Consider the following 23,133-nt stretch of genomic DNA (forward strand, 5'->3'; position numbering starts at 1 on the left):
GGAATCCTTTCATCCGGCGGCGACCAGATAAGTATCCGAGAACGGGTGCGTCGCCGGAAAGGGGCCAGTTTTCCGGTACTTTCCCGTCAGTCGATAATTTTCCGCCGCTGTCTTCTGGCGACCGCGGCGGCGAGTTCCAGCTCCCGGCTGGGCGTGCCCAATACGTCGCTGAGCCGTTGCCGCCAATACGGGCCGGGGATACGTTTTCCTCGCTCCCAGCGGGAAATCTCCTCTCGCGTCACGCTGTCGTTGCCGGAGCGGATATGCAACTTCGCGACCAGGTCGCACTGCGACCAGCCTTTCGCGATTCGTTGTTCGGCGAGTAGTTCGCACAGGGGGGTCACGACCGAACCTTTCTGATGCGGGCACACGGATTCGAAACCGGTCGGGGAGCGGATCTCAGGGGAGTGGCCGTACGCAGCCGAAGTCGGCCTTGTTGTCGTCGGTGTCGCGGCTGACGGCGTCCCTTGCCTGAGCGAACCCGGGACAGGCGACGGCGGCCTGGTTCTCGCGGCAGGGCGACGACGGCGCCCAACCGACACTGTCGACCCGGGCTCTGCGCCGGTCCAGCAGCATCTCGCCGTCCCCGACGATCGCCTCGACGACCATCTGCTGCACGGTCCCGCCGAAGCCCTGTCCGGTGATGAGGAAATGATCACCGGCGGGGATCTCGCTCCCGGCAGGCATGGTGGCCAGCTCGACGGGCACGGCTCCGCCTGTGCACGCCTGAACGGACCAACCGCCGATGTCGAGCGTGACGGCGCCGGTGTTGCGCAGGGCGATGTAGCCGGCCGGGCCGCCGAGAACCTCATGGATCTTGACCGACGAAGCCCGGACGGTATCCGGGGCGAGGGTTCCGGCGAGCGCGAGGATCACGAACGGGACGCCTGGCTTCGTCATGACCGCAACGCTAGAAAAACGATCTCGATGGCGCAGGATACGGTGGGTACCGAACCTGCTCCGGTCGCGGTACTTCCGGTACGCCGCCCACCCGGCCGGCCTAGCCGCGGTATCCGGCAAGCCGTTCCGCGGCGTGCAACTCGCCTTCGTGCGGCGTGGTCTCCAGCCGTGGCAGCGGGGTGCCGCCCGGCCGGAATCGCAGTGCCCGGAACAGGTCGCGCCGACTGCCGAAGCCCAGTTTCTGCAGGATCCTGCTGACGTAGTTCTTCACCGTCTGCGTCGCGAGGTGCAGTTCTTCGGCGATCTCGTCGTTCGACCACCGGTAGAGAATCAGCGCGAGGATGTCCTCCTCCCGCCTGGTCATCAGGCTCGCGTACCGCACGGCTTCGGTGACCGGCCGCGGGGTTCCGCCTGCCTGCACGCACACCCGCTGTCCGGCGAGGGTGGAGCGTACCGCCGACATCACCTGGCCGCCGCTGGCCGACTTGTGCACGAAGCTGTCCGCACCCGCGTTCAGCGCCATGGCGATGGCCGAAGGCGAGGCGTCACCGGCGAAGACCAGGACGGCCGCGCGCTCGAAATGTTCCTTGACGAACCGGCAGATCGCGGTCCCGGCGGGCTCACCCCAGATCGACAGTTCGGTGATGACCATGTCGGGGTGGCTCTTTTCGCACTGCGACAACGCTTCCGGCTCGCTCGCGGCTTCGGCCACCGCCCCCACCCCTGCCGAATCCCGCAACAGCCTGCTGAGCGCGTATCTGATGAGGGGCTGATCGTCTACTACGAGCGTGGTGACGCGGTTCATGGTTCCCCTTGGGGTATTTGACGGACGCCCGGGGTGGCCCCGGGCCGTGCGGTCGGTCCGGGCCGGGTCGTCCCGGCGGCGCCCGCATGCGCCAAGAACACGTTCGGCCGCTCGGGCGATCCGTCGAACCGACCGCCGCGGCGACGTCGGTAGTCATTTTCGCCGAATCCTCTTTCGTCGCGGTCCGGTATGGATCTTCCCGCTTCTCCACGCGGGTGAGGACCAGCAATCGGGTGACAAGAGGGAAAGTCGCCACATGAGATGGCCGGATTTGGGCCGGACGGCGGATCGGGGATACAAATTCCCAACGCGTCGCACGGGACACGTGGAAGGCCGGATCCGTTGTGCCGCCGAGATCTCAAGGGGAAGGATGATCCGACGGATTCGTCTTCGTCCGGTTCTCGCCGGGGCATGAACCGGCGTTCGGTTTATCCGTTCGCGCCCGTTCATCGTACTGGTTCGGTGCGTTTCGTTGAAAGACTTCGTCGGGGAATCGTATTTCCGGGAGGCCGGTGAAGAGCGTATTCACCGCACTTCGGTGATGAAGTGTGATCGTGCCAGTGGTAAGAGGGCCCAGAACCGCGCCCGGGCCCTCCACCGGTCGATCAGGAACAGGACACGTCGCGCTTCGGCAGCTTCCCCGACATCAGGAAGTTCGTCGTGGTGTTCAGCGCGCAGGCGTTGCCGCCGAGGACGTATACGCCGTGGCCACTGGCGTCCACGGTCACCAGCCGCGACCGGGCACCGAACTTCTCGTCGATCAGCTGCCCGCCCCGCAGCGGGGTCACCGGGTCCCGCCGGTTCTGCACGACCAGCACGTTCTCCGGGCCCTTGCCCTCGACCGCCACGGGGGGTGGCCAGTACGCGCATGGCACGATGTTCGCTCCGGCGGCGCCGTAGAGCGGGTACCGCTCGCGGTCTTCGGCCACGCCACGCTGATAGGTGCGTAGATCCGAGGGCCAGGCGACGTCGTTGCACGTCACCGCGAGGAACACGGACCACGGTTGTCCGCAGGCGACGGCGCGGCCGCGGGGGACAGGCGCTTCGCTTCGGCGGCGACGCGTGCCGCCGCTGCCTTGTCACCGTCGCGGACCGACTGCCACCACAGCGCCGTCTGCCCATACCTCGCTGTCGAGCACGATCCGGTCGGACTTTTCGGGGAACATCGAGGCGTACGCCGCGCCGAGCGCGGAACCGTACGAGTATCCCAGGAAGCCGGCGTTCTCCTCGCCGAGCGCGGCCCGGATCCGGTCGAGGTCCCTCGCCATGTTCGCCGTCGAGATATGCCGCAGCCTGCCGCCCTTGTCGTTCGCGGCACACTGTGCGGCCATCGCTTTCGCGATCTTCGCCTGCTCGGCGACCGCCGCTTCGTCCACCGCGTACGGCGGGATGTTGCCATGTACTCCTGCTCGGCCGTGAACCCGCAGCTCTCCGGGGTCGAATGCCCGATTCCTCTGGTGTCCATGCCGATCACGTCGTAGCCGTCCAGGACACTCGCGGGCATGCCGTGCGAGGCGAGATCCGCGGGGAACGACAGCCCCGACCCACCCGGACCGCCCAGGTTCAGCATGAGCACACCTCGCCGCGCCGCCGGTCTCGTCCGCCCCGGCGGGCGCCGCGAACAGCGGCCCCGCGAGGCCGAGGACCACGGCCAGTGCCGCGGCTCGCTTCCGTCTCGTCATCTTTCCCCGATCGATGTGATCAACGACGGGCGTATTCGAGGCCGTGCCCTCGGGGCATGGTCAAGCGGCTTGACCATGCCCCGAGGGCACGGTGTCCAATGCGGGGGATGTCCTGGAGCACACGGGAGCTGGCGGACCTGGCCGGCACGACGCTGAAGACCGTCCGCTACTACCACCGGATCGGGTTGCTCGACGAGCCGGAACGAGCACACAACGGGTACAAGCGGTACCGCGTCGAGCATCTGGTCCGGTTACTGCGGATCCGGCGGCTGGTGGAGCTGGGGGTGCCGCTGTCCGCGATCCCGGCGATGGCGGACTCGGACGAGCGCGCGGAGCACACGCTGCGCGCCCTGGACGAGGAACTGCGGGCGAGTATCGAACGGCAGCAGCGGATGCGCGACGAGCTGGCGTTGATCCTGCGCCGCCGCAGCCTGGTGGACCTGCCACCGGGCTTCGACGGCAACGTCGAGGGCATGCCGGAGGAGGAGCGATCACTGATGATGATCTTTTCGACGGTGCTGGACCCGGCCACGATGGCCTCCCTGCACGCGCTGCAACCGGCCTCCCGGCCTGCCGTCCAGAAGGAGTTCGACGAGCTGCCCGCGGACGCCGACGACGCGACGAGGCAGCGTGTCGCCGAGGCCTTCGCGCCGATCGCCCGCGACCAGTACGAAGCCCAGCCCGGACTGCTGGACGCGAAGACGTGGAAAGCCCTCACCACACCGGTCGTCCTCCACGGCGTGGTGGATCTGTACAACCCGGCCCAGCTGGACGTCTTGCAGCGCGTGAACGCCCTCCTCGGCCTCAACCCACCGGAAGCGATGTCCTGACGATGGTCAAGAAACTCAAACGACGGTGGCAGCTCTCCAGGGTCAGGTCCGGGGACGGATCCCCGCTGGCCGAGTACCGCCGGTGGCAGCTCTTCTCCCGTTCGCTGTTCTTCCTCGATCACGAAGCACACCTCTACGCGGTCGACGTCCGGTACCTCGCCGACGCCAAAACCCGGAGGCAGCACGAAGACGCGGCCGGGAAGAGCCCCGCAGCGCTGTACCGGGACGGCGTCCAGCTCTTCCGGTCCAACCTTCCCGCGGCGTTCCCCGTACCGGGCGGCGTCGTCGAAGTCGCCACCAGCGCGGTCGGGCTGAAGCGTATGCACTTCGTCCCCGAGCACGGCGACGAGCGGGCACTGCGGCCTCACCCTCGTTCGCAGGAAGGACTGCGGGCGAGGTTCGGGCGGCGGTTCCCCCGGACCAGCGCCGCGATCGGGGCGGTCTCGCTCGTGATCCTGCTGATCGCGCTCGTCTTCGGCCTGCTCCAAGGCGCGGAGGCCGTCACCAAGATCCCCGTTGTCGCCGAACACGTCGGGACCTTCACCTCGCCGTTGGTGCTGCCGAAATGGGCGAAGATCACGCTCACGGTGGCGGGTTTCCTCTCCGCTCTCGAACGCGCGCTGAGGCTCCGGTACAACCGGTTGATCGACTCCGTCACCTCTTGAGGTGGTGAGGGGTTCCGGCGCGCGGGGAGATCCACAAGTCACCGAGCGCGAGGAGGATGCCGCATGCGGGGGACGGACCTGGAGACCGTGGACGTGCTGGGTGTCGCCTTCCCCAAACCGTCGCGGACGCTGGGCGGGTCGCGCTCGTCTTCCTGATCGGTACCCAGCTCGGGCAGCGAGGTGTCGAAACGTAGCGAGGATTGCCCTTCCCTCAGCGCAGCCGAGGAAAGGGCCATCACACGCAGATGAATCAGTGGTCCCAGCGAATGCCGATCCGCCAGTTCACCGGGTACTGCAAGGGGCCGACGGTCAGCGTGTAGTAGCTGGCAGGCAGCACGCAGGACTCCGTCTTCGCCGGCGCGTGAATGTAGCCACCGCCCGAGCAGTTTCCGATCGTCCACTTGAACCAGTGGTCGGGCGAGCCGGGTGCCGCGGTCGCTTCGAGATCCACGTGAATGGTCCCGCCGGGGAAGAACCCCGACGCGAGTGAGCAGCTTGTAGCCGTGTAACACTCCTTCGGCCCCGCACCGCCGGCCGCGTTGGCCGCACCGGCTCCCGCGATCGCGGTGCCCAGTACGGTTCCAGCCACGATCGCGGCCGCTCCGATCTTCTTCACTTCGACTCCCCAGTCAGGTGTTCCTCGCCTGGTGGCGATTTCCTGGAGACCCTACTGGAGAGGGGTAAGGCGAAGGTGGCGGGTTGCGAAAGCCACTTTCGCAACGTCGGGGACCCCTGCGGCCGCGAGCGGATCCCCCTCGACCCCACACCTGCCCCATCTCACTGGAACCGGAAGAGCCTGCGCGGACTTTCGAAGAGCGTCTTACGGCCTAGCGGCCGCAGCGGTCCACGCGTTTCCATGGCCACTCCGAAGCGAGCCAGCGCGCGACGGCGTCGGCGAGTGCCGCGTCGAGCTCCGCCATGTCGGACCGAACCCAGGACTGCACCGTGACGTCCCACTCTTCGGCGGCCGTGGGATACAGGTAGACGCAGCCGATGACGTCGCCGTCGTCCGGGCTGAGGACGGTGAAGGTGAAACCGGTGCGGCGTGCGAAGTCGTCGGCGTGACGGCGTAGATCGACGAGGTTCTCCTCGAGGGTCATGCCTTCGGGTGGCGGCCAGTTCCCGTCGGGATAGCCGGGAGTGGCGCGAATCTGCTCGATACTCGACATCCAGGCGGCATGGTCGGCCGCGTTGTGGTGTGGCCCCAGCGGTTCCAGGTGGAACCGGTCGGTGACGAGTGAGGTCGGCGGGATGAAACCTCTCGGCACGAACTCATCGGCGGTCATGCCAGGGACCGTAGTGACCAGCCGGAGTTCCCTCAACGGGAATTCCAGGGCAGCAGCTGGGCGCGGGCGATGCGGATCAGATCGGAGCGCCGGGTCCGGCCGAGCTTGTCCCGGATGTTCTCCAGATGGCGGTTCACGGTACGCACGGCGATGCGCAGCTGCGCGGCGATCTCCCGGTTGTCGTAGCCGTTCGCGAGGCAGCGCAGCACGTCGCGTTCCCGGGTGGTGAGTGGCCGGGCGTCCCGGTGCAGCTCGCCGATCAGATGCGCCGCGAGTTCGGCGGGGAGCACCGGCCCGGTGAGCACGGCGGCGACCGCGTCGGTCAGCTCGGCCGAGGTGGCGGCCTTGCCGACGCAGCCGTGCGCGCCCGCCTGGATCGCGGCCAGCAACTCCTCCGGGCCCGCCTGGGAAAGCACGAGAACCCGCACTTCGGGCTGGCGCTGCCGCAGGTGGCGGATCAGGCCGACGCCGCGGCCAGTGGGTTCTTCGGGGTGGGGGCGCAGACTCAGATCGACCAGTGCGACGTCGGGCCGCACCTGATCGGCCATCCGGCACGCCGTCGGCACGTCGGCCGCCTCGGCCACCACGATCGCCCTGCCGTCGCGCTCCAGTCCATTTCGGACACCGTCGCGGGTGATCGGGTGGTCCTCCACGATGAGCACGCGGATCCGGGTCTCACGCATGGTCGTTTCCCTTCGGGATACGTAGCTCCACCTCGGTGCCGTGGCCGGGACTGCTGCGAATACGGACGCCGCCCGCCATCCGGTGCACCCTGGCCTTCACCGAAAGCCGCAGGCCGAGCCCGCTCGTGTCCTGATCGGGCGGGAAACCGACACCGTCGTCGCGGACGGTGACCGTGATGCCGCCGCCGTCGGGCAGCACGGTGAGCCAGACGTGGTGCGCCCGCGCGTGTTTGACCACATTGGTCAGCAGTTCGGCGACCGCGGCGGAGATCTCGGTGGCCATCCCCGCGGGCAGCAGGAACGGGCCGGCGGCGATGAGCCGGACCACGACGTCGTCGTGGTGTTCGGCGAGTTCTGCCAGCCGGGCACGCAGCGACATGACGCCGGGTGGCGGTGGATCGGGTTCGGCGCCGCCCAGGCCCCGCAGGGCCGACTCCTGCCGGGCGATCCCCTCCGCGACGTTGGCCCACGCCGGCCCGGCTTCCCGGATGTTCGCGCGCAGCCGGGCGAGTTCCTGCAACACGTCGTCGTGGATCTGGGCGGCGATCCGCTGCCGCTCGGCCATCCGCGCCGCTCGCAGCCCGGCACGGTTCGCCCGTTCGTGCAGTGCGTCGAGTTGGCGGGCGGCCGCCCCGATCGTGCCGCCGAGCAAGACGTAGGAGAGCCCTCCGCCGATCATGGCCAGCACCTGGAGGAAGGAAAGCCTGTCGAGCGCGACTTCGTTGGCGGCGTAGGCGAACGGCAGGGACAAGCCGAGGATCAGCCCGGCCGTACAGCCGCCGCGCGGTCCGTAGACGGCTCCGCAGGCCGCGACCGCCGCGGCCGGATACGCGCCCATGAAGGACGGGTGCTCGGTCAGCATCGCGTGCGGAGGGTGGATATGGCCGTACGCCACGGTCAGCGCGATGGCCACCGCCACGTCCATCGCGAGCACCGGCCGCATCCGCCGGATTCCGGCCATCGTGAGCCAGGCCGTCCAGCAACCGGTCGCGAGCAGCGCGATCCCCGCTTCGACGGGCCGCTGGATCTGCCCGCTGATCAACGCCACGATCAGCATCCAGCCGAACGCCAGCCAGCGCAGGGCGAGCACCAGCAGGATCGGCGTCGGATGTCTCGGGCCCTCCGGCATCTACGGCACTCTGACGATCACTGGGGGCGAGAACCTCGTGCAGGTCGAGCGGCGCACCAAATGCTTCTCGCATGCTTGGACCTCCACCAGATAGGTGGTCGCCGCGGTCAGGCCGGGCACGGTGAGTTCGTAGCCTGCGACTTCGCGTTCCACGCGTGACCGTGCCGGGTCGCTTTCCGGCCACCAGGCGACGTTGAACGCGTCGGCGGTCTGATACCGCCAGCTCAGCCGGATACCCGCGCCCGCCGCGGAGGCCGTCGTGATGCAGGGCCAGTCGAGGACTTCGCAGGGGCCGCCGGATTCGCGGGCGACGGACCGGCGCTGTCCAATGTAGACGAGTGGTGCTCCGCCGACGGGCAGCACGATCGCGCCGCCGCGGAAATTCACGTAGCAGACCGAATGATCCGCCGACTCGTCGATCGGTTCACCGAGCCGCCCCGACGGCCCGCCCTCGGCGGCCCAAACGGTGAAGATGGCCATCGGCATCACCGTGAGACGGTCGGAGCGCGGGCCGTAGATCACGTAGTCGGGCCCGAACCTGACTCCTCGGTTCGGCGCGTTCCACGGCGTGTAGCGCACGCCGCCGACGCCACTGCGGGTGTCACCGGCGGGGCAACCCACCCCGACTTGACCGTCGTTGTGCCGCAACCAATCGCGGACCGGAGCGTCGACGGCGAAGGGAGGGCAGAAGCGGCCTTCGGGGTGCTGGTGGGCGACGGCCACGACGACCACGCCCGCCGCGAGTCCGACCGAAAGCAACAGGCCAGAGGTACGGATCGCCAGCGCCCGGGTGGACGGCCCCTCCGGTCGCGGGCCGGGAGCCAAGGCGACCAGCATCCTGGCGACACGTGCTTGCCTGGTGGCCCAAGCCGCGGCCGGCGGCAAACAGACCGCGAGCGCGCCATTGAACGCGACGAACGGGTCCGCTCCCACCCATTCGCCCGCCAGCGCCAAAAGGTACAAGATGGCGAGGACGGTCGCGCCCGCGATCCGCACCCGGCGCCACCAGCGTGGCGCGGTCAGCCAATGACGTGCCCAACCCAGCGCGACGGCCCAGATCTCCGGGTCGGGGAAGCGGTTTCCCTTTCGCGCCTGCCGGATCACCGCCCGGCGTGTCCGGAAACCGAGCTGCCACCAGACGACCTGTGCCCCCAGGATCTCGGCGAGGTCGCCGTGCCCCGTGCTGGACCCCCCGGTCGAGACCACGAAACGGATTCTACTGGTTCGTCGGCCCGGTCACACTAGCCCGCATGGCCGCAGAATCGATGGGCATTCTCACCCACGGCCGAATGGGCGAATTCGGAGCTTACCCGGTCGGCGGTGCCAGGAGCAGGATCGGTGCGAGACCGGCCGACGTTTCGGCTGAATACCCCAGGATCTGCTCCATGAAACGCGAACTCGGCATTGTCGCGGTGATGGTCGTCGTACTCGGAATCGTGACGGGAGTGGCGCCCGCGCAAGCCGCGCAGAACTGGCGGTGCACGATCACCGGCAGCTTCAGTGACGGCGTCGCGCCCTACTCGACCCATTGGCGGGTCGGTTCCCGGCCCGTCGGCTCGGGCAGGATGGTGTACTGGCTGCACGAGAAAGTGGTGAACGGCCAGTACCGCTTCGATGCGGCCGATCGTGCCCGCTGCGATCCGCCTTCGCCGTTGCTTTTCCCTGTGGTCGGCATGCAGCCGCAAGCGTTGGCCGGGCAGCCGGCTTGCACGTCGCCGGGAACGTACTCGGAGATCAAGAACGGGAAAATCGCCACCTATCACTTCATCGGTCAGATCCGCAGCCAGGTCGGCACCTTGATCCCGACTCCGTACACATTCCGGTTCTGGCATGGGGAAGTCCAGCAGCAACCGGGTGTGTGGACCTGGGAGGACAGTCTTCTCGCTCAATGCTGAAACGAATGAAAGGGAATCAGGTGACGAGCCGATTATCGCGAATACGCGGAAAGAGACGCACGGCGGCGATGGCCGCGATCGGGATTCTTCTGCTGCCGATGGCGGCGCGAGCGGACACGCCCCCGATGCTGATGGCGGGCGGGGACTTCGGTGTCATCGCGCGCACGCCCGCCGGTGCCGTCCAGCAGGCGACCGGCTCGTTCGACAACGGCACGGTCAAGAACGTGACCAGTGTGACGTCCTTCGTGGCGGCCAACACGCCGCCGGAGACCAAGGACGCCTACACACTCCAGCTCAACACCAACGAATTCGGGACCCCGCTGTGCGGTGACAAGCCGCTGTGCCAGGGCTGGATGCAGTTCGTCTTCGCCAACAACGGAACCGGCGGTGAGCTGTCCATCAGGTACTGGCTGCGGTCGTACGGCGCGCCGTGCCCGGCCGGCTGGCAGCCCAAACTGGTCGACAGCTGTTACAAGAAGAGCGCCGGGATGCCCACTCCGAACATGCCACTCGTGACCGGCAGCATGCCGAGGTACAAGCTGACCGGCAGCGCGAACGGACCCCACGACGCGGCCGTGTTCACCGTCGACGGGTCCATCGTCGCCGTGGTGACCGCCCGCGAACTCGTGATCGGGTCGCAGTGGGAGGACGTCGAGTTCAACGTGTACGGCTACGACGACGAATCCATCGCCGTGTTCAACACCAACGCCGAGTTCAACACCCGCACCCAGCTCGAATACGGCGGCACGGCCAGGCCCAAGTGCATCTCCACCGGCTTCAGTAACGAAGCCAACAACTTGTCCTTCATAGCACCCCCGCCGCTGCCGACCGGAACCAAGCCGGCGTTGGTCTTCCGGCAAAAGAAACTCCCCGCCGGAGGGCTCGGCGCGGGGAGACCCTGTGCCTCGGCCGTGGCCATCGGTGACACCCACGAAGTCACGTTCGCCGGGCTGGCCTACGACTTCCAGGCTTCGGGCGATTTCGTCGAGGCGCAGGTAGGCAGTGCGTTCGAGGTGCAGACCCGCAAGGTGTCCGGTGCTCCGTCGTGGCCGAACACCTCGGTCAACCGATCGGTCGCGACGAGGATGGGCACCACACAGGTCGCGATGTGCGACGGAACGCGCCTCATGGTGGACGGCCGCCCGACCGAGCTGGCGTCCGGCGGATCCCTGTCGCTGCCGACCGGGGTGGACATCAAGCGGGCCGCGAACGTGTACACCGTGACGGACAAGGACGGGAACGGCATCCACGTCACCGCGAACGCGGGTTACACGGACTTGGAGGTCTCCCTCGGCACTTGGCCGACCAGGGTGCGTGGCCTGCTCGGCAATCCGGACGACAGCCCCACCCTGCTGGAAGCCAAGGACGGCACGCGGTTCCGCACTCCGATCGCGTTCGGGGACCTCTACACGTTCGGCAACAGCTGGCGGGTCGCGTCCACCGCGTCCCTGCTGCGGCCCTGCGCCGCGGTGTCGACGGGTAACCCGACAGCGCCGTTCTTCGCGAGCAACCTCGATTACTCGGTCCGCATCCAGTCCGAGAACGTCTGCCGTCAGGCCGGCGTCCTGAAGCCCCTTTGGCTGGAGGCCTGCACCCTGGACGTCGCCGTGCTCGGCCCGCGGGCCGCGGCCGTCCACGTCGACCGGCAACCGGACGTCATCGACGGCAACCCGCCCCGCCGGCCACCGTGCTCACCGGCGGGCTGCTGAGCCGTCGGACCGGACACGCGTGATCCGGCTCCAAGCACGCGTGTGACGTCAACGGGACAGTGGCCGTGAGGGCCTCCTTGCCTACCTCGAAGGTGGGCAAGGAGGCCCTCACGGCGTTAGGCCGGGTCAGCGCAGTTTGTCGACCGACGCGATCCGTTCCCAGTGGGCGCCGAGGGCGTTGAGCAGCGCGGCCATGTCGATGTCGCCGTCGGTGCCGTCGAGGAGCGCCTTGTCGAGCCTGCGGGCGCGTCGGTTGACTTGGGTCAGGACGGACTTGCCCTCGTCGGTGAGCGAGAGCAGTTTGCGGCGCGCGTCGTGCGGGGATTCGACGCGCTGGATGAGGCCTCGCCGCTCGAGCCTGCGGCACAGATCGGCCATCGTCGAGGTGTCGAGGGCGACGGCGCCTGCCAGTGAGCTCTGGTCGCTCCCGGGATAGGCACGGACCGCGGACAGGACCGCGAACTGCGGACCGGTCAGGACCGGATCCACGTGCCGGTTCCACGCGGCGAGGTACGCCTGGTACAGCCGGCGGGCGCCGTAGCCCGGGGCCGCCAGCAGGTCGGAGGGTGGCGCGGGAGTGACGGCCGGCGTGTCTTCCCTGCGCCGGCCCGTACGCGCCGGTTCACCCATCGTTGTTCTCCCTCGTCTGTTTCACCCGCTGTCCGGGCCCCCGGGTAATCCTACGTGTCCGGACGGTCGCTCACGGCCATCCCTTGCCGAAGCCTGTCCCCGCAAGCCCTTGCGTATCCGGATAGTACGTGTTCGGATGAGTGTCGGCCCAATGCGTTGCGGGAGCACGAATCCAGGCGCAACTCTTGCGCATCCGGATAATACGTGCTCGGATTAATGTGGAGGTGGTCAACGATGGATCAGAACCTGTTCAACGACATCTGCCTGCGCCAGCTGACTTTCTCGGGGGTGCACGAGGGTGAGACCGTGGTGGTGCTGACCCGCGGCGGTGAGCGGGCGGAGTACGCCGACGCTTTCCTGTGGGCCGCCCAGCAGCTGGGTGCCTCGGCCTACCACATGCGGTTGCCCTCGCCGGTCAGCGCGGCGGGCGCCTGGGCCGTGGGGGATTCGGGTCTCGGGAACATCCCGCTCGCGGTCGAGGCGCTCAAGAGCGTGGACATGGTGGTCGACTGCACGTTCCTGTTGTTCAGCAAGGAACAGTTCGCCATTCAGGACGCGGGCACCCGCATCCTCACCGCGGTCGAGCCGCCCGAGCTGCTGGCCCGGCTCATGCCGACGAAGGAACTGCGGGAGCGGGTGGAGATCGGGGCCGAGCTGCTCGCCAAGGCGGGCACCATGCGGATCACCAGTCCGGCGGGTACCGATGTCACCTATCAGCTGGGCGTTTACCCGACGCTGTCCGAGTACGGCTACACCGACACCCCCGGCCGCTGGGACCACTGGCCGGCGGCGTTCGTGTTCACCGGTGGCGCCGACGACGGCGTCGACGGGAAGATCGTGCTGTCACCGGGGGATGTCCTGCTGCCGTTCAACACCTACGTACAGACGCCGGTGGAAATCACCATCGAGCAGGGTTTCATCCGGGACATCCGCGGCGGTGCCGGATCGTCCGGGCTGGACGCCGACCTGCTGCGGTCCTACATCGAAAGCTTCGAAGACCCCCGCGGCTACGGCATGAGTCACGTGGGCTGGGGGCTCGACGAGCGTGCGCACTGGCACGGGCTGACCCAGTTCCCCGGTGGAATGGGCATGGAGCTGCGCAGCTTCTACGGCAACGTGATGTTCTCCATCGGCCCCAACAACGAGCTCGGCGGCCCGAACGACACCCCGTGCCACTTCGACATCCCGATGCGCGGTAATTCCCTGTACCTGGACGACGAACTGATCGTCGACAACGGTGAGCTGACCGTGGCCGAGATGCGTCCGGCGGGTCGTCGATGAGCGACCACCACATCGGGATGATCGTCCCCAGCTCGAACCTCACGATGGAGACCGAGCTGCCGAGGATGCTGCGTGCCAGGGAAGAGGCCGAGCCGGGGGACCGGTTCGTCTTCCATTCCGCGCGGGCCAGGATGAAGCACGTCGAACCGGAACAACTGCGGGCGATGAACGCGCAGGCGGGCCGGGCGGCGGCCGAACTGGCCGACGCCCGGCCGGATGTGGTGGCCACCGCGTGCCTGGTGGCGATCATGGCCCAGGGGCCCGGCTATCACTGCGCCGCCGAGGCCGACATCGAGCGCGTGCTGCGCGACGAGGGCTCCGACGCGCCGGTCGTGTCCAGCGCCGGTGCGCTGCTCTCGGGTATCCGTGCGCTGGGTGCCCGCAAGGTCGCGATCATCACGCCGTATCTGAAGCCGCTCACCCAGGCGGTGGTGGACTACATCGAGGACGCGGGGATCGAGGTGGCCGACGCGCTGTCGCTCGAGGTGTCGGACAACCTCGCCGTGGCACGGCTGGATCCGGCCGGGTTGCGGGAGCACCACCGGAGGCTGAACCTGTCCGATGTGGACGCGCTGGTGCTCTCCGCCTGTGTCCAGATGCCGTCGCTGTCGGCGATCCAGCCGGTGGAGGACGAAATCGGGATCCCGGTCCTGTCGGCGGCGACCGCCACGACGTTCCGGATCCTGTCCGAACTCGGGGTCGAGCCCCGGGTGCCGGGCGCCGGGCGGCTGCTCAGTGGTGCTGGGGAATTGACGAAGACGGGAGGCGGGCATGGCCGCGAGTCAGTCGTTTGAGGTCATCGTCGTCGGCGGCGGCCTCGGCGGGCTGTGCGCCGCGCTGTCCCTGCGGCAGCGAGGACTTCGGGTCACCGTGGTCGAGGCGGCGCCGGCACTCGGTGAGATCGGCGCGGGGATCCAGACCGCGCCGAACGCGAGCCGGATCCTCATCGGGCTCGGCCTGCGTGCCCGGCTGGAACGGGTGCGGACCGAGCCGCAGGACCAGGTTCGCCGTCGCTGGGCCGACGGGAGCATCATCGCCCAGCTGCCGCTCGGCGGGCGCGTGATCGACCAGTACGGCGCCCCGTACTGGCACTACCACCGCGCCGACCTGCACGGAGTGCTGCTGGACGCCTGCCTGGATCCGGAGGTTCCCGGTCCGGTGGTGCAGGTGGCGACCGGCGCGCGTGTGACCGACCTGGACCGTAGTGAACCGGAGCGGCCCGCTGTGCTCACCGCCGACGGTCGACGGTTCGCCGGTGACGTGGTGATCGGCGCCGACGGCATCCGGTCGGCGGTGCGTGACCTCGCCGGATTCGACGACACCCTGGAGTTCTCCGGCGAGATGGCCTATCGCGCCTTGATCTCCGGAGACCTGATCGCACAGGACCCCACCACCCGGTTCCTGGTCGACCGCTATCACTCCACGATCTGGTACGGCCCGAACAAGCACCTGGTGCACTACATGATCCGCGGCGGCCAGTACCTCAACGTGGTCGCGATCGTGCCGTGCACCGACGCGGTCGCCAGGGACTGGAGCGGTCCGGCCACCGCCGCCGAACTCGCCGCCGAATACCGCGACTGGGACGACCGCGTCCCGGCCATGCTGGCCAAGGCGAAGGACGAGGACGTCTCGGTGTGGGCGATGTACCGTCGTCGCCGTGATCCCGTCTGGGTCGACGGCCGGATCGCCCTGCTCGGCGACGCCTGCCACGCGATGCTGCCCTACCAGGCACAAGGCGCGTCCCAGGCCATGGAGGACGCCGCGGTGCTCGCCGAGGAGCTGGGGCGGGTCGCCCGCGACGGGATCGACGGCGCCCTGATCCGGTACGTGGACCGGCGCGCCAAGCACGCGGGCATGGTGCAGGACGCGTCACTGCAGAACATGGACTTCTACCACCTGCCCGACGGTCCCGAGCAGCGCGAGCGGGACGAGAAGCTGCGTCGGTTCGACGGCGAATCCGACGTCTCCTACGACTGGCTGTGGAACGGCAGCCCGCTCACCGATCCCGACACCGAGTCCATCCATTACCAGTTCGCTCGCTGAGGAGCGGACTGGCCGGCGCGACGGAGCCATTCATGCGCACTGGAGATCAGATCGTCCAGGACCTGCCCTGGCGTTGGAGCGTGCAAGGAAAGATCTTCCTCATCGGCGGCCTCGGCTACATGTTCGACGCCTGGGACGTGGCGTTGAACGGATTCCTCACCCCGTTGGTCGGGGCGGAATTCGGGTTGTCCGCCGGACAGAAAGGACTGGTGGCGACGGCCAATCTGATCGGCATGGCCGTCGGCGCGGTCATCTGGGGCACGGTGGCGGACCGCATCGGCCGGAAGCGGGCGTTCAGCGTGACGCTCCTGCTGTTCGCACTGTTCTCCGTGCTCGGCGCGCTCTCGCCGAACGTGGAATCGTTCCTGCTGCTGCGGTTCCTGGCGGGCATCGGGCTCGGCGGATGCATCCCGGTGGACTACGCGATCGTCAGCGAGTTCTCACCACGCCGCCATCGCGGGCGGGTGCTTTCGGCGATGGACGGCTGGTGGCCGGTCGGCACGACGCTGGCCGCCGTCACCGCGACCTTGCTGGTCCCGGTTTCCGGGAACTGGCGCTGGATGCTGGTGCTGATGATCCTGCCCGCGCTGCTGCTGTTCTGGGTGCGGCGCGGCATCCCGGAGTCACCGCTGTACCTGGTGCGCAAGGGACGTGAGGCGGAGGCACGGACCGTCATCGACGACCTCGTCCGCCGTACGGGAGCGGCCCCCGAGCCGTACACGATCCCGCCCGCGGTGGTGGAGGACACGCGCGGTGGCGCGCTCGCGGCGGCGTTCGATCAGCTTCGCCGGGTGTGGGCGTTCAACCCGCGGATCACCGGTGTCGCGTGGTCGTTGTTCATCACGGTCATGCTGGTCTACTACGCCGCGCTCAGCTGGATGCCGTCCATCCTGCGGGCGCAGGGATTCGGGGAGATCGCCGCCTTCGCGTCGACCGCGCTCATGAACGCGACCGGCATCGTCGGCGTCGCGATCGCGGTGCTCCTCGTCGACAAGGTCGGCCGCAAACGGATCATCGCGATCGCCGGACCGGTCACGGCGTTGTCTCTGGTCGTGTTCTCGCTGCTGCTGGACACACCGACAGCGGCGGTCGTGGCGATCGGCGCGTTCGGCCTGTTCGCCCTCGTGGTGATCCCGGTGATGTACGCCTACGTCTCCGAGCTCTATCCGACCGAACTCCGTGCCTCCGGATTCGGCTGGGCGTCTTCGTCGAGCCGGGCGATCACCGGCTTCGCGCCGTTGCTGTTCGGCAGCGTCCTGTGGCCGGTGCTCGGCTTGCCCCTGACCTTCACCGTGCTGGGGCTGCTCGTGGTCGCGGCGGTCGTGTTCATGATGATGGGCGCGCCGGAGACCCGGGGGCGCGAACTCGACCGGATCGTCGACCCGGCGGAGCCCGCGACCGGTACGACCTCGGCTCCGGCCCCGTGAAGCCCGCCGCGTTCCGCTATCACCGGGCGCACGACGTCTCCGACGCCGTCGGCCTGCTCGGCGAGCTCGCCGCGGCAGGCGAGGATCCGAAGCTGATCGCCGGTGGACAGAGCCTGATGCCGATGATGAACTTCCGGCTCGCCCGGCCGACGGCTCTGGTCGACCTTGGCCCGCTGCGCCGGGATCCGGCACTGAACTCCTTCAGCCATACGGATTCGGGGCTCACCATCGGGGCGATGGTCACCCATCGGACAGTGGAGGTCTCCGCGCTCGGACCGGACTTCGCCGTGCTGTCCCGCGCCATGCGATGGGTGGGGCATCTGCCGATCCGCTCCCGCGGCACGGTGGCGGGCAGCATCGTGCACGGCGACGCCACCGCGGAATGGTGCCTGCTCGCCCTGCTGCTCGACGCGGTGATCGTCGCCGAAGGTCCGGGCGGTCGCCGCGAGATCCCGGCGGGGGAGATGTTCCATGGCTTCTACAGCACGGCCGTCGAACCGGACGAGGTGGTGACGGCCGTGCGCTTCACCCGTCCGGCGCCCCGGGCCGCGCTGACCGAGTTCGCCCGCCGCCACGGTGACTTCGCGATCGTCGACGCCGCGGTCAGCCTGGACGCGGGCCCTGATGATCGTGCTCCGCTGGCCGGTGGACGTGTGGTGCTCGGTGGCGTGGCTCCGGCACCCATCCGGGTTCCCGAGGCCGAGTTCCTGCTCACCGGAGGCGTTCCAGGGCCGGAGCTGTTCGCCGCGTGCGGGGAGGCCGCGGCGGCGGCCATCGACCCTCCCGATGACGCGGCGGGCAGCGGTACCTACCGCCGACAGCTGACGCGAACCCTCGTCGCCAAGGCCTTGGGCCAGGCGTGGGAGAAAGGAGCGACGCGATGACTCCGCGATTCGACGGGCGGAACGGCCGGTGGGTCGGGGCATCGGTGCCCCGGCGCGAAGACCCCCGCTTTCTCAGCGGCCGGGGCCGGTTCGTCGACGACATCCAGCTGACCGGGATGCTCCACGCGGCGTTCGTCCGCTCGACGGTCGCGCACGGCACGATCTCCGGGATCGACCTGTCGGCCACCTTGGCGGTCGACGGCGTCGTGGCCGCCTACACGGCGGCGGATCTCGAGCTCGGTGACATCGTCGCGCTGCTCGACCGCCCGCCCGAGGAGTTCTCGCCGACCGCGATGCCGATCCTCGCCAGGGAGAAGGTCCGGTTCACCGGCGAACCGGTGGCACTGGTCATCGCGCGCGACCCGTACAGCGCCGAGGACGGTGTCGAGGCCGCGATCGTGGGCTACGAGCCGCTCGGGGCGATCGTCTCGGAGGAGTCGGCATTCGCCGAAGGGGCGCCGCTCGTGCACGAGGAGGCGCCGGGCAACGTGCTGCTCGACGTGTCCATGTTCGACACTCCCGGTGTCGGCGCGGCGTTCGAGGCGGCCCGCGCGGACGGCGGTTGCGTGGTCGAGGTCGTCACGAAGAGCGGGCGGCAGAACGCGCTCCCGCTCGAAACACGCGGAGTGGTCGCGTCCTGGGACGATCACGACGACCAGCTGCTCGTGCAGATGTGCACCCAGGTGCCGCATCAGGTGCGCACCGCGATGGCCCGCTCGCTGCGGGTCCCCGAACGCACCGTGCGGGTCACCGTTCCGGACATGGGCGGCGGCTTCGGGCAGAAATGCGTGGTCGGCCGGGAGGAGATCGCGGTCGCGGCGGCGGCACGGCGGCTGAACCGGCCGGTGAAGTGGATCGAGGACCGCCGGGAGGCGCTCACCGCCGGCTTCCTGGCACGGGAGCAGCGCTACCGCACCTTGGCGGCGTTCGACGGGGACGGCCGCATCACCGCATTGGACGTCGACGTCGTCTGCGACATGGGTGCGTACTCCTGTTACCCGTTCACGGCGGGGATCGAGCCGCTGATGGCGTCGGCCGAAATGCCGAGCGTGTACCAGGTGCCCGAGTACCGGGTCCGCGCCCGCGCCATTACCAGTAACAAGGCGCCGACCGCGCCCTATCGCGGCGTCAGCCGTCCGCAGTACGTGATGGCGATCGAACGGGTCATGGAACGCGCGGCACGGGAACTCGGCCTCGACCCCGTCGAGATCCGGCGGCGCAACGTGATCACCCAGTTCCCGTACACCGGCGTCAACGGCATCACCTATGACCCCGGTACCTATCGCGAGTCGCTGGAACTGGCCGAAGCCACGCTCCGCGACGAGGGCTGGTACGAGACCCGTGACCGTGCCGCCGCCGAGGGCAGGCACATCGGCATCGGCTACTGCTGCTTCTCTGAGCGGACCGGCTACGGATCCGGCGCCTTCGCCAAGCGGAAGATGGCCGTGGTCCCCGGCTTCGACATCTCCGAAATCCGCATGGACACCACCGGATCCGTCGTCGTCACCAGCGGCACCATGAACCACGGCCAGTCCCACGAGACGACGCTGGCGCAGATCGTGGCCGACCGGCTGGGGCTGCACCTCGACCAGGTCAAACTGCGTCAGGGCGACACCGAGCGCATCGCCTACGGATGGGGGACTTTCGCTTCCCGTTCGGTGACGATCGGCGGCTCCGCGGTGTCCCTCGCGGCCGGGAAACTCGGCGAGCTGCTGTGCAAGATCGCCGCGCACCTGCTCGAAACGAGCCCCGACAACGTCCGCCTCGACGGCGACGGCGGCGTCGTCCAGATCGACGAGCCGGAGCGGCGTGCGTCGTTCGAGGAGATCGCCGACGTGGCGTACCTGCGCAGTCACCTGCTGCCCAAGGACGTCGAACCGACGCTGACGGCCACGGCGAGCTTCGACGTGCCCGGCGACGGGACTTTCTCGAACGCCACCCACGCCGTGGTCGTCGAGGCCGATCCGGGCACCGGGCAGATCAGGATCCTGCGCTACGCGTGCGTCGAGGACTGCGGGGTCGTGATCCACCCGCAGGTCGTCGACGGCCAATGCCGCGGTGGGATCGCGCAGGGCATCGCCGGCGCGCTGTTCGAAGAGGTCACCTATGCCGGCAACGGCGAACCGTCGGCCGCCAGTTTCATCGACTACCTCGTCCCGACCGCGACGGAGATTCCCGACATCACCGTCACGCACCTCGAAACACCCTGCGCCTTCACGGAAAGCGGTGCGAAGGGCGCGGGCGAAGGCGGCACCATCGGCGCGCCGGCCGCCGTGCTGAACGCGATCAACGACGCGCTGCGCCATACGGGGATCGAACTCGACGCGACCCCCGTCCATCCGCAGACCGTGCTCGCCGCGCTCGAAACGCGGATCCCAGAGGAAATGAGCGTCCCATCATGACCGACCGGCATCTGATCGTCCTGAACGTCAACGGCGACGAACACGAAACCCTCGTCGAGCCGCGCAAGACCCTGCTCGACGTCCTGCGCCACGACCTCGGGCTCACCGGCACCCACGTCGGCTGCGAGCACGGAGTGTGCGGCGCCTGCACCGTCCTCGTCGACGGCGAACCGGTGCGGGCCTGCCTGATGTTCGCCGTACAAGCGGAAACCGCCGAGATCCGCACGGTCGAATCACTGAGCCACGACGGCGAACTCTCCGACCTGCAACGGTCTTTCAGTGAGCACCACGGCCTGCAGTGCGGCTTCTGCACACCCGGCTTCCTCATGCTTGCCGAAGGATTCCTCGCCCAGCGGCCGGACGCCGGCCGCGAGGAGATCCGCGAGGCGGTGTCGGCGAACCTGTGCCGCTGCACCGGTTACCAGACGATCGTGGACGCGGTCGAGGCGACCGCGACCCGTCGGTGCCACGTCAAGGAAAAGGAGGCGACAGCGTGATCCTGGAAAACCAGCTGTCCGTACCGGCCGGGCCCGACGCGGTCTTCGCCCTGATCAACGACGTCGAGCGGGTGGCGGGCTGCCTCCCGGGCGCGACCCTCGACGGGCGGCAGGACGACGCCTATCTCGGCCGCGTCAAGGTCAAGGTCGGCCCGATCACCGCCGCATACGCCGGCACCGTGCGCTTCACCGATGTCACCGAGGCCGACCGCACTCTGCGGCTGCTGGCCAGGGGAGCGGACGCCCATGGCAACGGCGACGCCGAAGCCGACGTCACGCTGACCGTGCGCGAGGCACCCGGCGGCGCCACCATCGAGTTGCGCACCGACCTGTCGATCCGCGGCAAGCTCGCCCAGTTCGGGAAGGGCGCGATCGGTGCCGTGTCCACCCGGCTGCTCGACCAGTTCGCCCGCAATCTCGCCGACCAGTTGCGGCAGCCTGCCACGGCGGAGCCCGCGACGATAGCGGAATCCGCTCCCGCGCAAGGCGATGAGGCGCTTGACGGTCTGGCCATGCTGGTTCCCGACAGCGTCAAGCGCTACGGCGCGATCGCGGCCGCCGCGGCGCTCGGGCTGTTCCAGGGCTGGCTGCTCGGCCGGATCCGCACTCAGGACAAACTGATCAAGGAGTTGCAGCGTGCCCGTCGATGAACGCCTCGACAGCGTGTACGACCGAGCCGGCTTCGGCGCGAGCGTGCCCCGCGGATCCCGTCCGGCGCTGGTCGTGGTCGACCTGACCCGTGGATTCACCGAACCCGGCTTCCCGTCCGGAGCGGACCTCACCGCCGAAGTGACCGCGACCGCCGCCCTCGTGGCCGCGGCCCGGCGGCAGGACGTGCCGGTGATCTACACGGCGATCAGCTACACGCCTGCCGAGGCGGACGGCGACTCCATCGCCTGGCTCCGGAAAGCACCCGGGATGCGAGCCCTGCGCGAAGGAAGCGAAGCGATCGCCCTCGACCCTCGGCTCGAACAGCGTGAGGGCGACCATTTCGTCTTGAAGAAGGGCGCCTCGGCGTTCCACGGAACCGCACTGGCCGCTCTCCTCACGGGCCTGGGCGCGGACACTGTCGTCGTTTGCGGCGCCACCACCTCGGGTTGCGTCCGCGCGACCGCCGTCGACGCCGTCCAGTCCGGCTTCAACACGCTCGTCGTCCGGGAAGCCTGCGGTGACCGTGCCCAGGGACCGCACGACGCCGCACTGTTCGACCTCCAGGCCAAGTACGCCGACGTCGTCAGCGTCGAAGATGCGGTGGCTTACCTCGGAAAGGCGCCACTTCGCACGCTCGGGCAGCCCGCGCTGACCGACCTCGGCACCGTTCCCGCGACCAGCCGCTGGGTGCGATCGGGGCCGGTCCGGCTGCACGTGCTCGACTACGGTCCTCCCGACGGTGTCCCGGTGCTCGTGCTGCCTGGGATCACCAGCCCGGCCGTCACGATGGACTTCGTGGCACGGGAACTCACCGATCTGGTGCGCCCGCTCGTACTCGATGTCCGCGGCCGCGGCCTGTCCGACGACGCGCCGGATCCACTGCACGGCTACGACCTGGCGAGCTACGCCGCGGACGTCGACGCGGTCGTGGCCGGATTGGATCTGCGCGACCCGATCCTGCTCGGGCACTCCATGGGCGCGCGGATCGCCGCGCGGGCCGCCGCCGTCGGCCGTGCCCGGCTTGGCGGCACCGTTCTGGTCGACCCTCCGCTGAGCGGCCCCGGACGGGACCCGTACCCCACTACCCTTGACGCCTTCCTCGGGCAACTCGACCAGGCCCGCCGGGGGACCGACGCCGACGAGGTGGCCCGGTCCTGGCCGCGATGGCCGCGCCGGGAACAGGAGTTGCGTGCCCGCTGGCTGTCGTCGTGTTCCCGTGACGCGATCGCCGCCACCCACGCCGGTTTCGAATCGGAGGACTTCTTCACCGACTGGCCGGAGGTACCCGCTCCGACCTTCTTCCTGTACGGCGGCGAGAGCCCGGTCGTCACCGCCGCCGGTGTGGCCGAAGCCGCCGAGTGCAACCCGTCGGCCGGACTCGTCGAGATTCCGGAAGCCGGGCACATGGTCTTCTGGGACCGGCCCGACGCCGCCGTCACCGCGCTGCGGGAAGTGCTGCGAAAGTTCCTCTGAGGCCCGATCGGCTCGGAACCGCTGACCTTGCCCTCCCGAGGTACATGAAGGACCTCTTCCTTGCGCCAGGCGCAAGGAAGAGGTCCTTCATGTACCTCGGCAAGGTGTGAAGGTGCCTGAGACGCCTTGGCCTTGACCCTCCTAATCGCTCACGACGGAGCAGCTCGATCTCCCCGGTCGCTCCTTGACAGCATCCAGCGCCGTTCATACATTCATACATGCGTTGTCAATGTGTATGAATGACGCTGGGAGTTGGTCCGT

The 23,133-nt window shown here is 68.8% G+C and carries 24 protein-coding genes; 13 read left to right on the plus strand and 11 right to left on the minus strand.

The window, feature by feature from the left end; genetic code table 11:
* Window positions 1–86: 86 nt before the first annotated feature.
* From DL991_RS30340 to DL991_RS43505, 5 genes are all read right to left on the minus strand, one after another.
* Complete coding sequence (locus DL991_RS30340; protein WP_370308207.1) at window positions 87–344, minus strand: helix-turn-helix domain-containing protein; 258 nt, start codon at window positions 342–344, stop codon at window positions 87–89.
* Window positions 345–399: 55 nt separating this feature from the next.
* Entirely contained in the window at window positions 400–900 is a 501-nt protein-coding gene (locus DL991_RS30345) for a lamin tail domain-containing protein (protein ID WP_125787781.1), read from the minus strand.
* 100 nt (window positions 901–1,000) lie between these two features.
* Window positions 1,001–1,705 (minus strand): response regulator transcription factor, encoded by a 705-nt coding sequence (locus tag DL991_RS30350; protein ID WP_125787782.1) that lies wholly within the window; start codon window positions 1,703–1,705, stop codon window positions 1,001–1,003.
* A gap of 605 nt (window positions 1,706–2,310) precedes the next feature.
* Complete coding sequence (locus DL991_RS43500) at window positions 2,311–2,700, minus strand: alpha/beta hydrolase (RefSeq protein WP_125787783.1); 390 nt, start codon at window positions 2,698–2,700, stop codon at window positions 2,311–2,313.
* Window positions 2,701–2,784: 84 nt separating this feature from the next.
* Entirely contained in the window at window positions 2,785–3,081 is a 297-nt protein-coding gene (locus DL991_RS43505) for an alpha/beta fold hydrolase (RefSeq protein ID WP_233599069.1), read from the minus strand.
* A gap of 413 nt (window positions 3,082–3,494) precedes the next feature.
* Between DL991_RS43505 and DL991_RS30365 the strand changes: the two genes are divergently transcribed.
* Together DL991_RS30365 and DL991_RS30370 are read left to right on the plus strand one after the other, a co-directional pair.
* Complete coding sequence (locus tag DL991_RS30365) at window positions 3,495–4,217, plus strand: MerR family transcriptional regulator (protein ID WP_125787784.1); 723 nt, start codon at window positions 3,495–3,497, stop codon at window positions 4,215–4,217.
* 2 nt (window positions 4,218–4,219) lie between these two features.
* On the plus strand, window positions 4,220–4,882 hold the full coding sequence (locus DL991_RS30370; protein ID WP_125787785.1) for a hypothetical protein: 663 nt from the start codon (window positions 4,220–4,222) through the stop codon (window positions 4,880–4,882).
* Between the two features lie 250 nt (window positions 4,883–5,132).
* Here the strand turns inward: DL991_RS30370 and DL991_RS30375 are convergent, their stop codons facing one another.
* The 5 genes from DL991_RS30375 to DL991_RS30395 form a co-directional block, all read right to left on the minus strand.
* The gene (locus DL991_RS30375; RefSeq protein WP_125787786.1) at window positions 5,133–5,498 is read right to left on the minus strand and encodes a hypothetical protein; all 366 of its coding nucleotides are present in this window, start codon (window positions 5,496–5,498) and stop codon (window positions 5,133–5,135) included.
* A 211-nt stretch (window positions 5,499–5,709) separates the two neighbouring features.
* Window positions 5,710–6,168, minus strand: coding sequence for a GNAT family N-acetyltransferase (locus DL991_RS30380; protein WP_125787787.1), 459 nt, complete (start codon window positions 6,166–6,168; stop codon window positions 5,710–5,712).
* A gap of 32 nt (window positions 6,169–6,200) precedes the next feature.
* Window positions 6,201–6,851, minus strand: coding sequence for a response regulator transcription factor (locus tag DL991_RS30385; RefSeq protein ID WP_125787788.1), 651 nt, complete (start codon window positions 6,849–6,851; stop codon window positions 6,201–6,203).
* A complete protein-coding gene (locus tag DL991_RS30390) occupies window positions 6,844–7,980 on the minus strand; it encodes a sensor histidine kinase (protein ID WP_125787789.1) in 1,137 nt (378 codons plus the stop codon). Before DL991_RS30390 ends, DL991_RS30385 begins: the two co-directional genes overlap by 8 nt.
* The gene (locus DL991_RS30395) at window positions 7,981–9,186 is read right to left on the minus strand and encodes a hypothetical protein (RefSeq protein WP_125787790.1); all 1,206 of its coding nucleotides are present in this window, start codon (window positions 9,184–9,186) and stop codon (window positions 7,981–7,983) included.
* 44 nt (window positions 9,187–9,230) lie between these two features.
* On the opposite strand from DL991_RS30395, the gene DL991_RS30400 reads away from it, so the two are divergent.
* Both DL991_RS30400 and DL991_RS30405 read left to right on the plus strand, forming a co-directional pair.
* On the plus strand, window positions 9,231–9,875 hold the full coding sequence (locus DL991_RS30400; protein WP_125787791.1) for a hypothetical protein: 645 nt from the start codon (window positions 9,231–9,233) through the stop codon (window positions 9,873–9,875).
* A 68-nt stretch (window positions 9,876–9,943) separates the two neighbouring features.
* On the plus strand, window positions 9,944–11,584 hold the full coding sequence (locus tag DL991_RS30405) for a VWD domain-containing protein (RefSeq protein WP_158634469.1): 1,641 nt from the start codon (window positions 9,944–9,946) through the stop codon (window positions 11,582–11,584).
* Window positions 11,585–11,710: 126 nt separating this feature from the next.
* Here the strand turns inward: DL991_RS30405 and DL991_RS30410 are convergent, their stop codons facing one another.
* Entirely contained in the window at window positions 11,711–12,214 is a 504-nt protein-coding gene (locus tag DL991_RS30410) for a MarR family winged helix-turn-helix transcriptional regulator (RefSeq protein WP_125787793.1), read from the minus strand.
* 234 nt (window positions 12,215–12,448) lie between these two features.
* Between DL991_RS30410 and DL991_RS30415 the strand changes: the two genes are divergently transcribed.
* From DL991_RS30415 to DL991_RS30455, 9 genes are read left to right on the plus strand one after another with little or no spacing between them, the layout of a single operon-like run.
* Window positions 12,449–13,495, plus strand: a complete 1,047-nt coding sequence (locus tag DL991_RS30415) for a leucyl aminopeptidase (RefSeq protein WP_125787794.1) — start codon at window positions 12,449–12,451, stop codon at window positions 13,493–13,495.
* Entirely contained in the window at window positions 13,492–14,289 is a 798-nt protein-coding gene (locus tag DL991_RS30420) for an aspartate/glutamate racemase family protein (protein ID WP_125787795.1), read from the plus strand. The genes DL991_RS30415 and DL991_RS30420 overlap by 4 nt, the downstream gene beginning before the upstream one ends.
* Window positions 14,267–15,538 carry an FAD-dependent monooxygenase gene (locus DL991_RS30425; protein ID WP_125787796.1) on the plus strand — a complete coding sequence of 424 codons (1,272 nt, stop codon included), beginning with the start codon at window positions 14,267–14,269 and terminating at the stop codon, window positions 15,536–15,538. The genes DL991_RS30420 and DL991_RS30425 overlap by 23 nt, the downstream gene beginning before the upstream one ends.
* Before the next feature lie 32 nt (window positions 15,539–15,570).
* Window positions 15,571–16,965 carry an MFS transporter gene (locus tag DL991_RS30430; protein ID WP_125787797.1) on the plus strand — a complete coding sequence of 465 codons (1,395 nt, stop codon included), beginning with the start codon at window positions 15,571–15,573 and terminating at the stop codon, window positions 16,963–16,965.
* On the plus strand, window positions 16,962–17,849 hold the full coding sequence (locus DL991_RS30435) for a xanthine dehydrogenase family protein subunit M (protein ID WP_125787798.1): 888 nt from the start codon (window positions 16,962–16,964) through the stop codon (window positions 17,847–17,849). The genes DL991_RS30430 and DL991_RS30435 overlap by 4 nt, the downstream gene beginning before the upstream one ends.
* Window positions 17,846–20,251 carry a xanthine dehydrogenase family protein molybdopterin-binding subunit gene (locus DL991_RS30440; RefSeq protein ID WP_125787799.1) on the plus strand — a complete coding sequence of 802 codons (2,406 nt, stop codon included), beginning with the start codon at window positions 17,846–17,848 and terminating at the stop codon, window positions 20,249–20,251. The genes DL991_RS30435 and DL991_RS30440 overlap by 4 nt, the downstream gene beginning before the upstream one ends.
* Window positions 20,248–20,748: a (2Fe-2S)-binding protein gene (locus DL991_RS30445; protein ID WP_125787800.1), complete on the plus strand. Its 501-nt coding sequence runs from the start codon at window positions 20,248–20,250 to the stop codon at window positions 20,746–20,748. The genes DL991_RS30440 and DL991_RS30445 overlap by 4 nt, the downstream gene beginning before the upstream one ends.
* Window positions 20,745–21,398 carry an SRPBCC family protein gene (locus tag DL991_RS30450; protein ID WP_125787801.1) on the plus strand — a complete coding sequence of 218 codons (654 nt, stop codon included), beginning with the start codon at window positions 20,745–20,747 and terminating at the stop codon, window positions 21,396–21,398. Before DL991_RS30445 ends, DL991_RS30450 begins: the two co-directional genes overlap by 4 nt.
* On the plus strand, window positions 21,385–22,872 hold the full coding sequence (locus DL991_RS30455) for an isochorismatase family protein (RefSeq protein ID WP_125787802.1): 1,488 nt from the start codon (window positions 21,385–21,387) through the stop codon (window positions 22,870–22,872). The genes DL991_RS30450 and DL991_RS30455 overlap by 14 nt, the downstream gene beginning before the upstream one ends.
* Window positions 22,873–23,133 lie beyond the last annotated feature (261 nt).

Source organism: Amycolatopsis sp. WAC 01375, assembly GCF_003947325.1.
Taxonomy (GTDB): Bacteria; Actinomycetota; Actinomycetes; order Mycobacteriales; family Pseudonocardiaceae; genus Amycolatopsis.

Bases quoted from the DNA above. Each gene is read 5' to 3' on its own strand.
- DL991_RS30425 (WP_125787796.1), top strand. From the start codon at position 14,267: ATGGCCGCGAGTCAGTCGTTTGAGGTCATCGTCGTCGGCGGCGGCCTC.
- DL991_RS30400 (WP_125787791.1), top strand. From the start codon at position 9,231: ATGGCCGCAGAATCGATGGGCATTCTCACCCACGGCCGAATGGGCGAA.
- DL991_RS30390 (WP_125787789.1), bottom strand. From the start codon at position 7,980: ATGCCGGAGGGCCCGAGACATCCGACGCCGATCCTGCTGGTGCTCGCC.
- DL991_RS30410 (WP_125787793.1), bottom strand. From the start codon at position 12,214: ATGGGTGAACCGGCGCGTACGGGCCGGCGCAGGGAAGACACGCCGGCC.
- DL991_RS30380 (WP_125787787.1), bottom strand. From the start codon at position 6,168: ATGACCGCCGATGAGTTCGTGCCGAGAGGTTTCATCCCGCCGACCTCA.
- DL991_RS30420 (WP_125787795.1), top strand. From the start codon at position 13,492: ATGAGCGACCACCACATCGGGATGATCGTCCCCAGCTCGAACCTCACG.
- DL991_RS30415 (WP_125787794.1), top strand. From the start codon at position 12,449: ATGGATCAGAACCTGTTCAACGACATCTGCCTGCGCCAGCTGACTTTC.
- DL991_RS30350 (WP_125787782.1), bottom strand. From the start codon at position 1,705: ATGAACCGCGTCACCACGCTCGTAGTAGACGATCAGCCCCTCATCAGA.
- DL991_RS30430 (WP_125787797.1), top strand. From the start codon at position 15,571: ATGCGCACTGGAGATCAGATCGTCCAGGACCTGCCCTGGCGTTGGAGC.
- DL991_RS30385 (WP_125787788.1), bottom strand. From the start codon at position 6,851: ATGCGTGAGACCCGGATCCGCGTGCTCATCGTGGAGGACCACCCGATC.
- DL991_RS30405 (WP_158634469.1), top strand. From the start codon at position 9,944: ATGGCCGCGATCGGGATTCTTCTGCTGCCGATGGCGGCGCGAGCGGAC.
- DL991_RS30370 (WP_125787785.1), top strand. From the start codon at position 4,220: ATGGTCAAGAAACTCAAACGACGGTGGCAGCTCTCCAGGGTCAGGTCC.
- DL991_RS30365 (WP_125787784.1), top strand. From the start codon at position 3,495: ATGTCCTGGAGCACACGGGAGCTGGCGGACCTGGCCGGCACGACGCTG.
- DL991_RS30345 (WP_125787781.1), bottom strand. From the start codon at position 900: ATGACGAAGCCAGGCGTCCCGTTCGTGATCCTCGCGCTCGCCGGAACC.
- DL991_RS30440 (WP_125787799.1), top strand. From the start codon at position 17,846: ATGACTCCGCGATTCGACGGGCGGAACGGCCGGTGGGTCGGGGCATCG.
- DL991_RS30445 (WP_125787800.1), top strand. From the start codon at position 20,248: ATGACCGACCGGCATCTGATCGTCCTGAACGTCAACGGCGACGAACAC.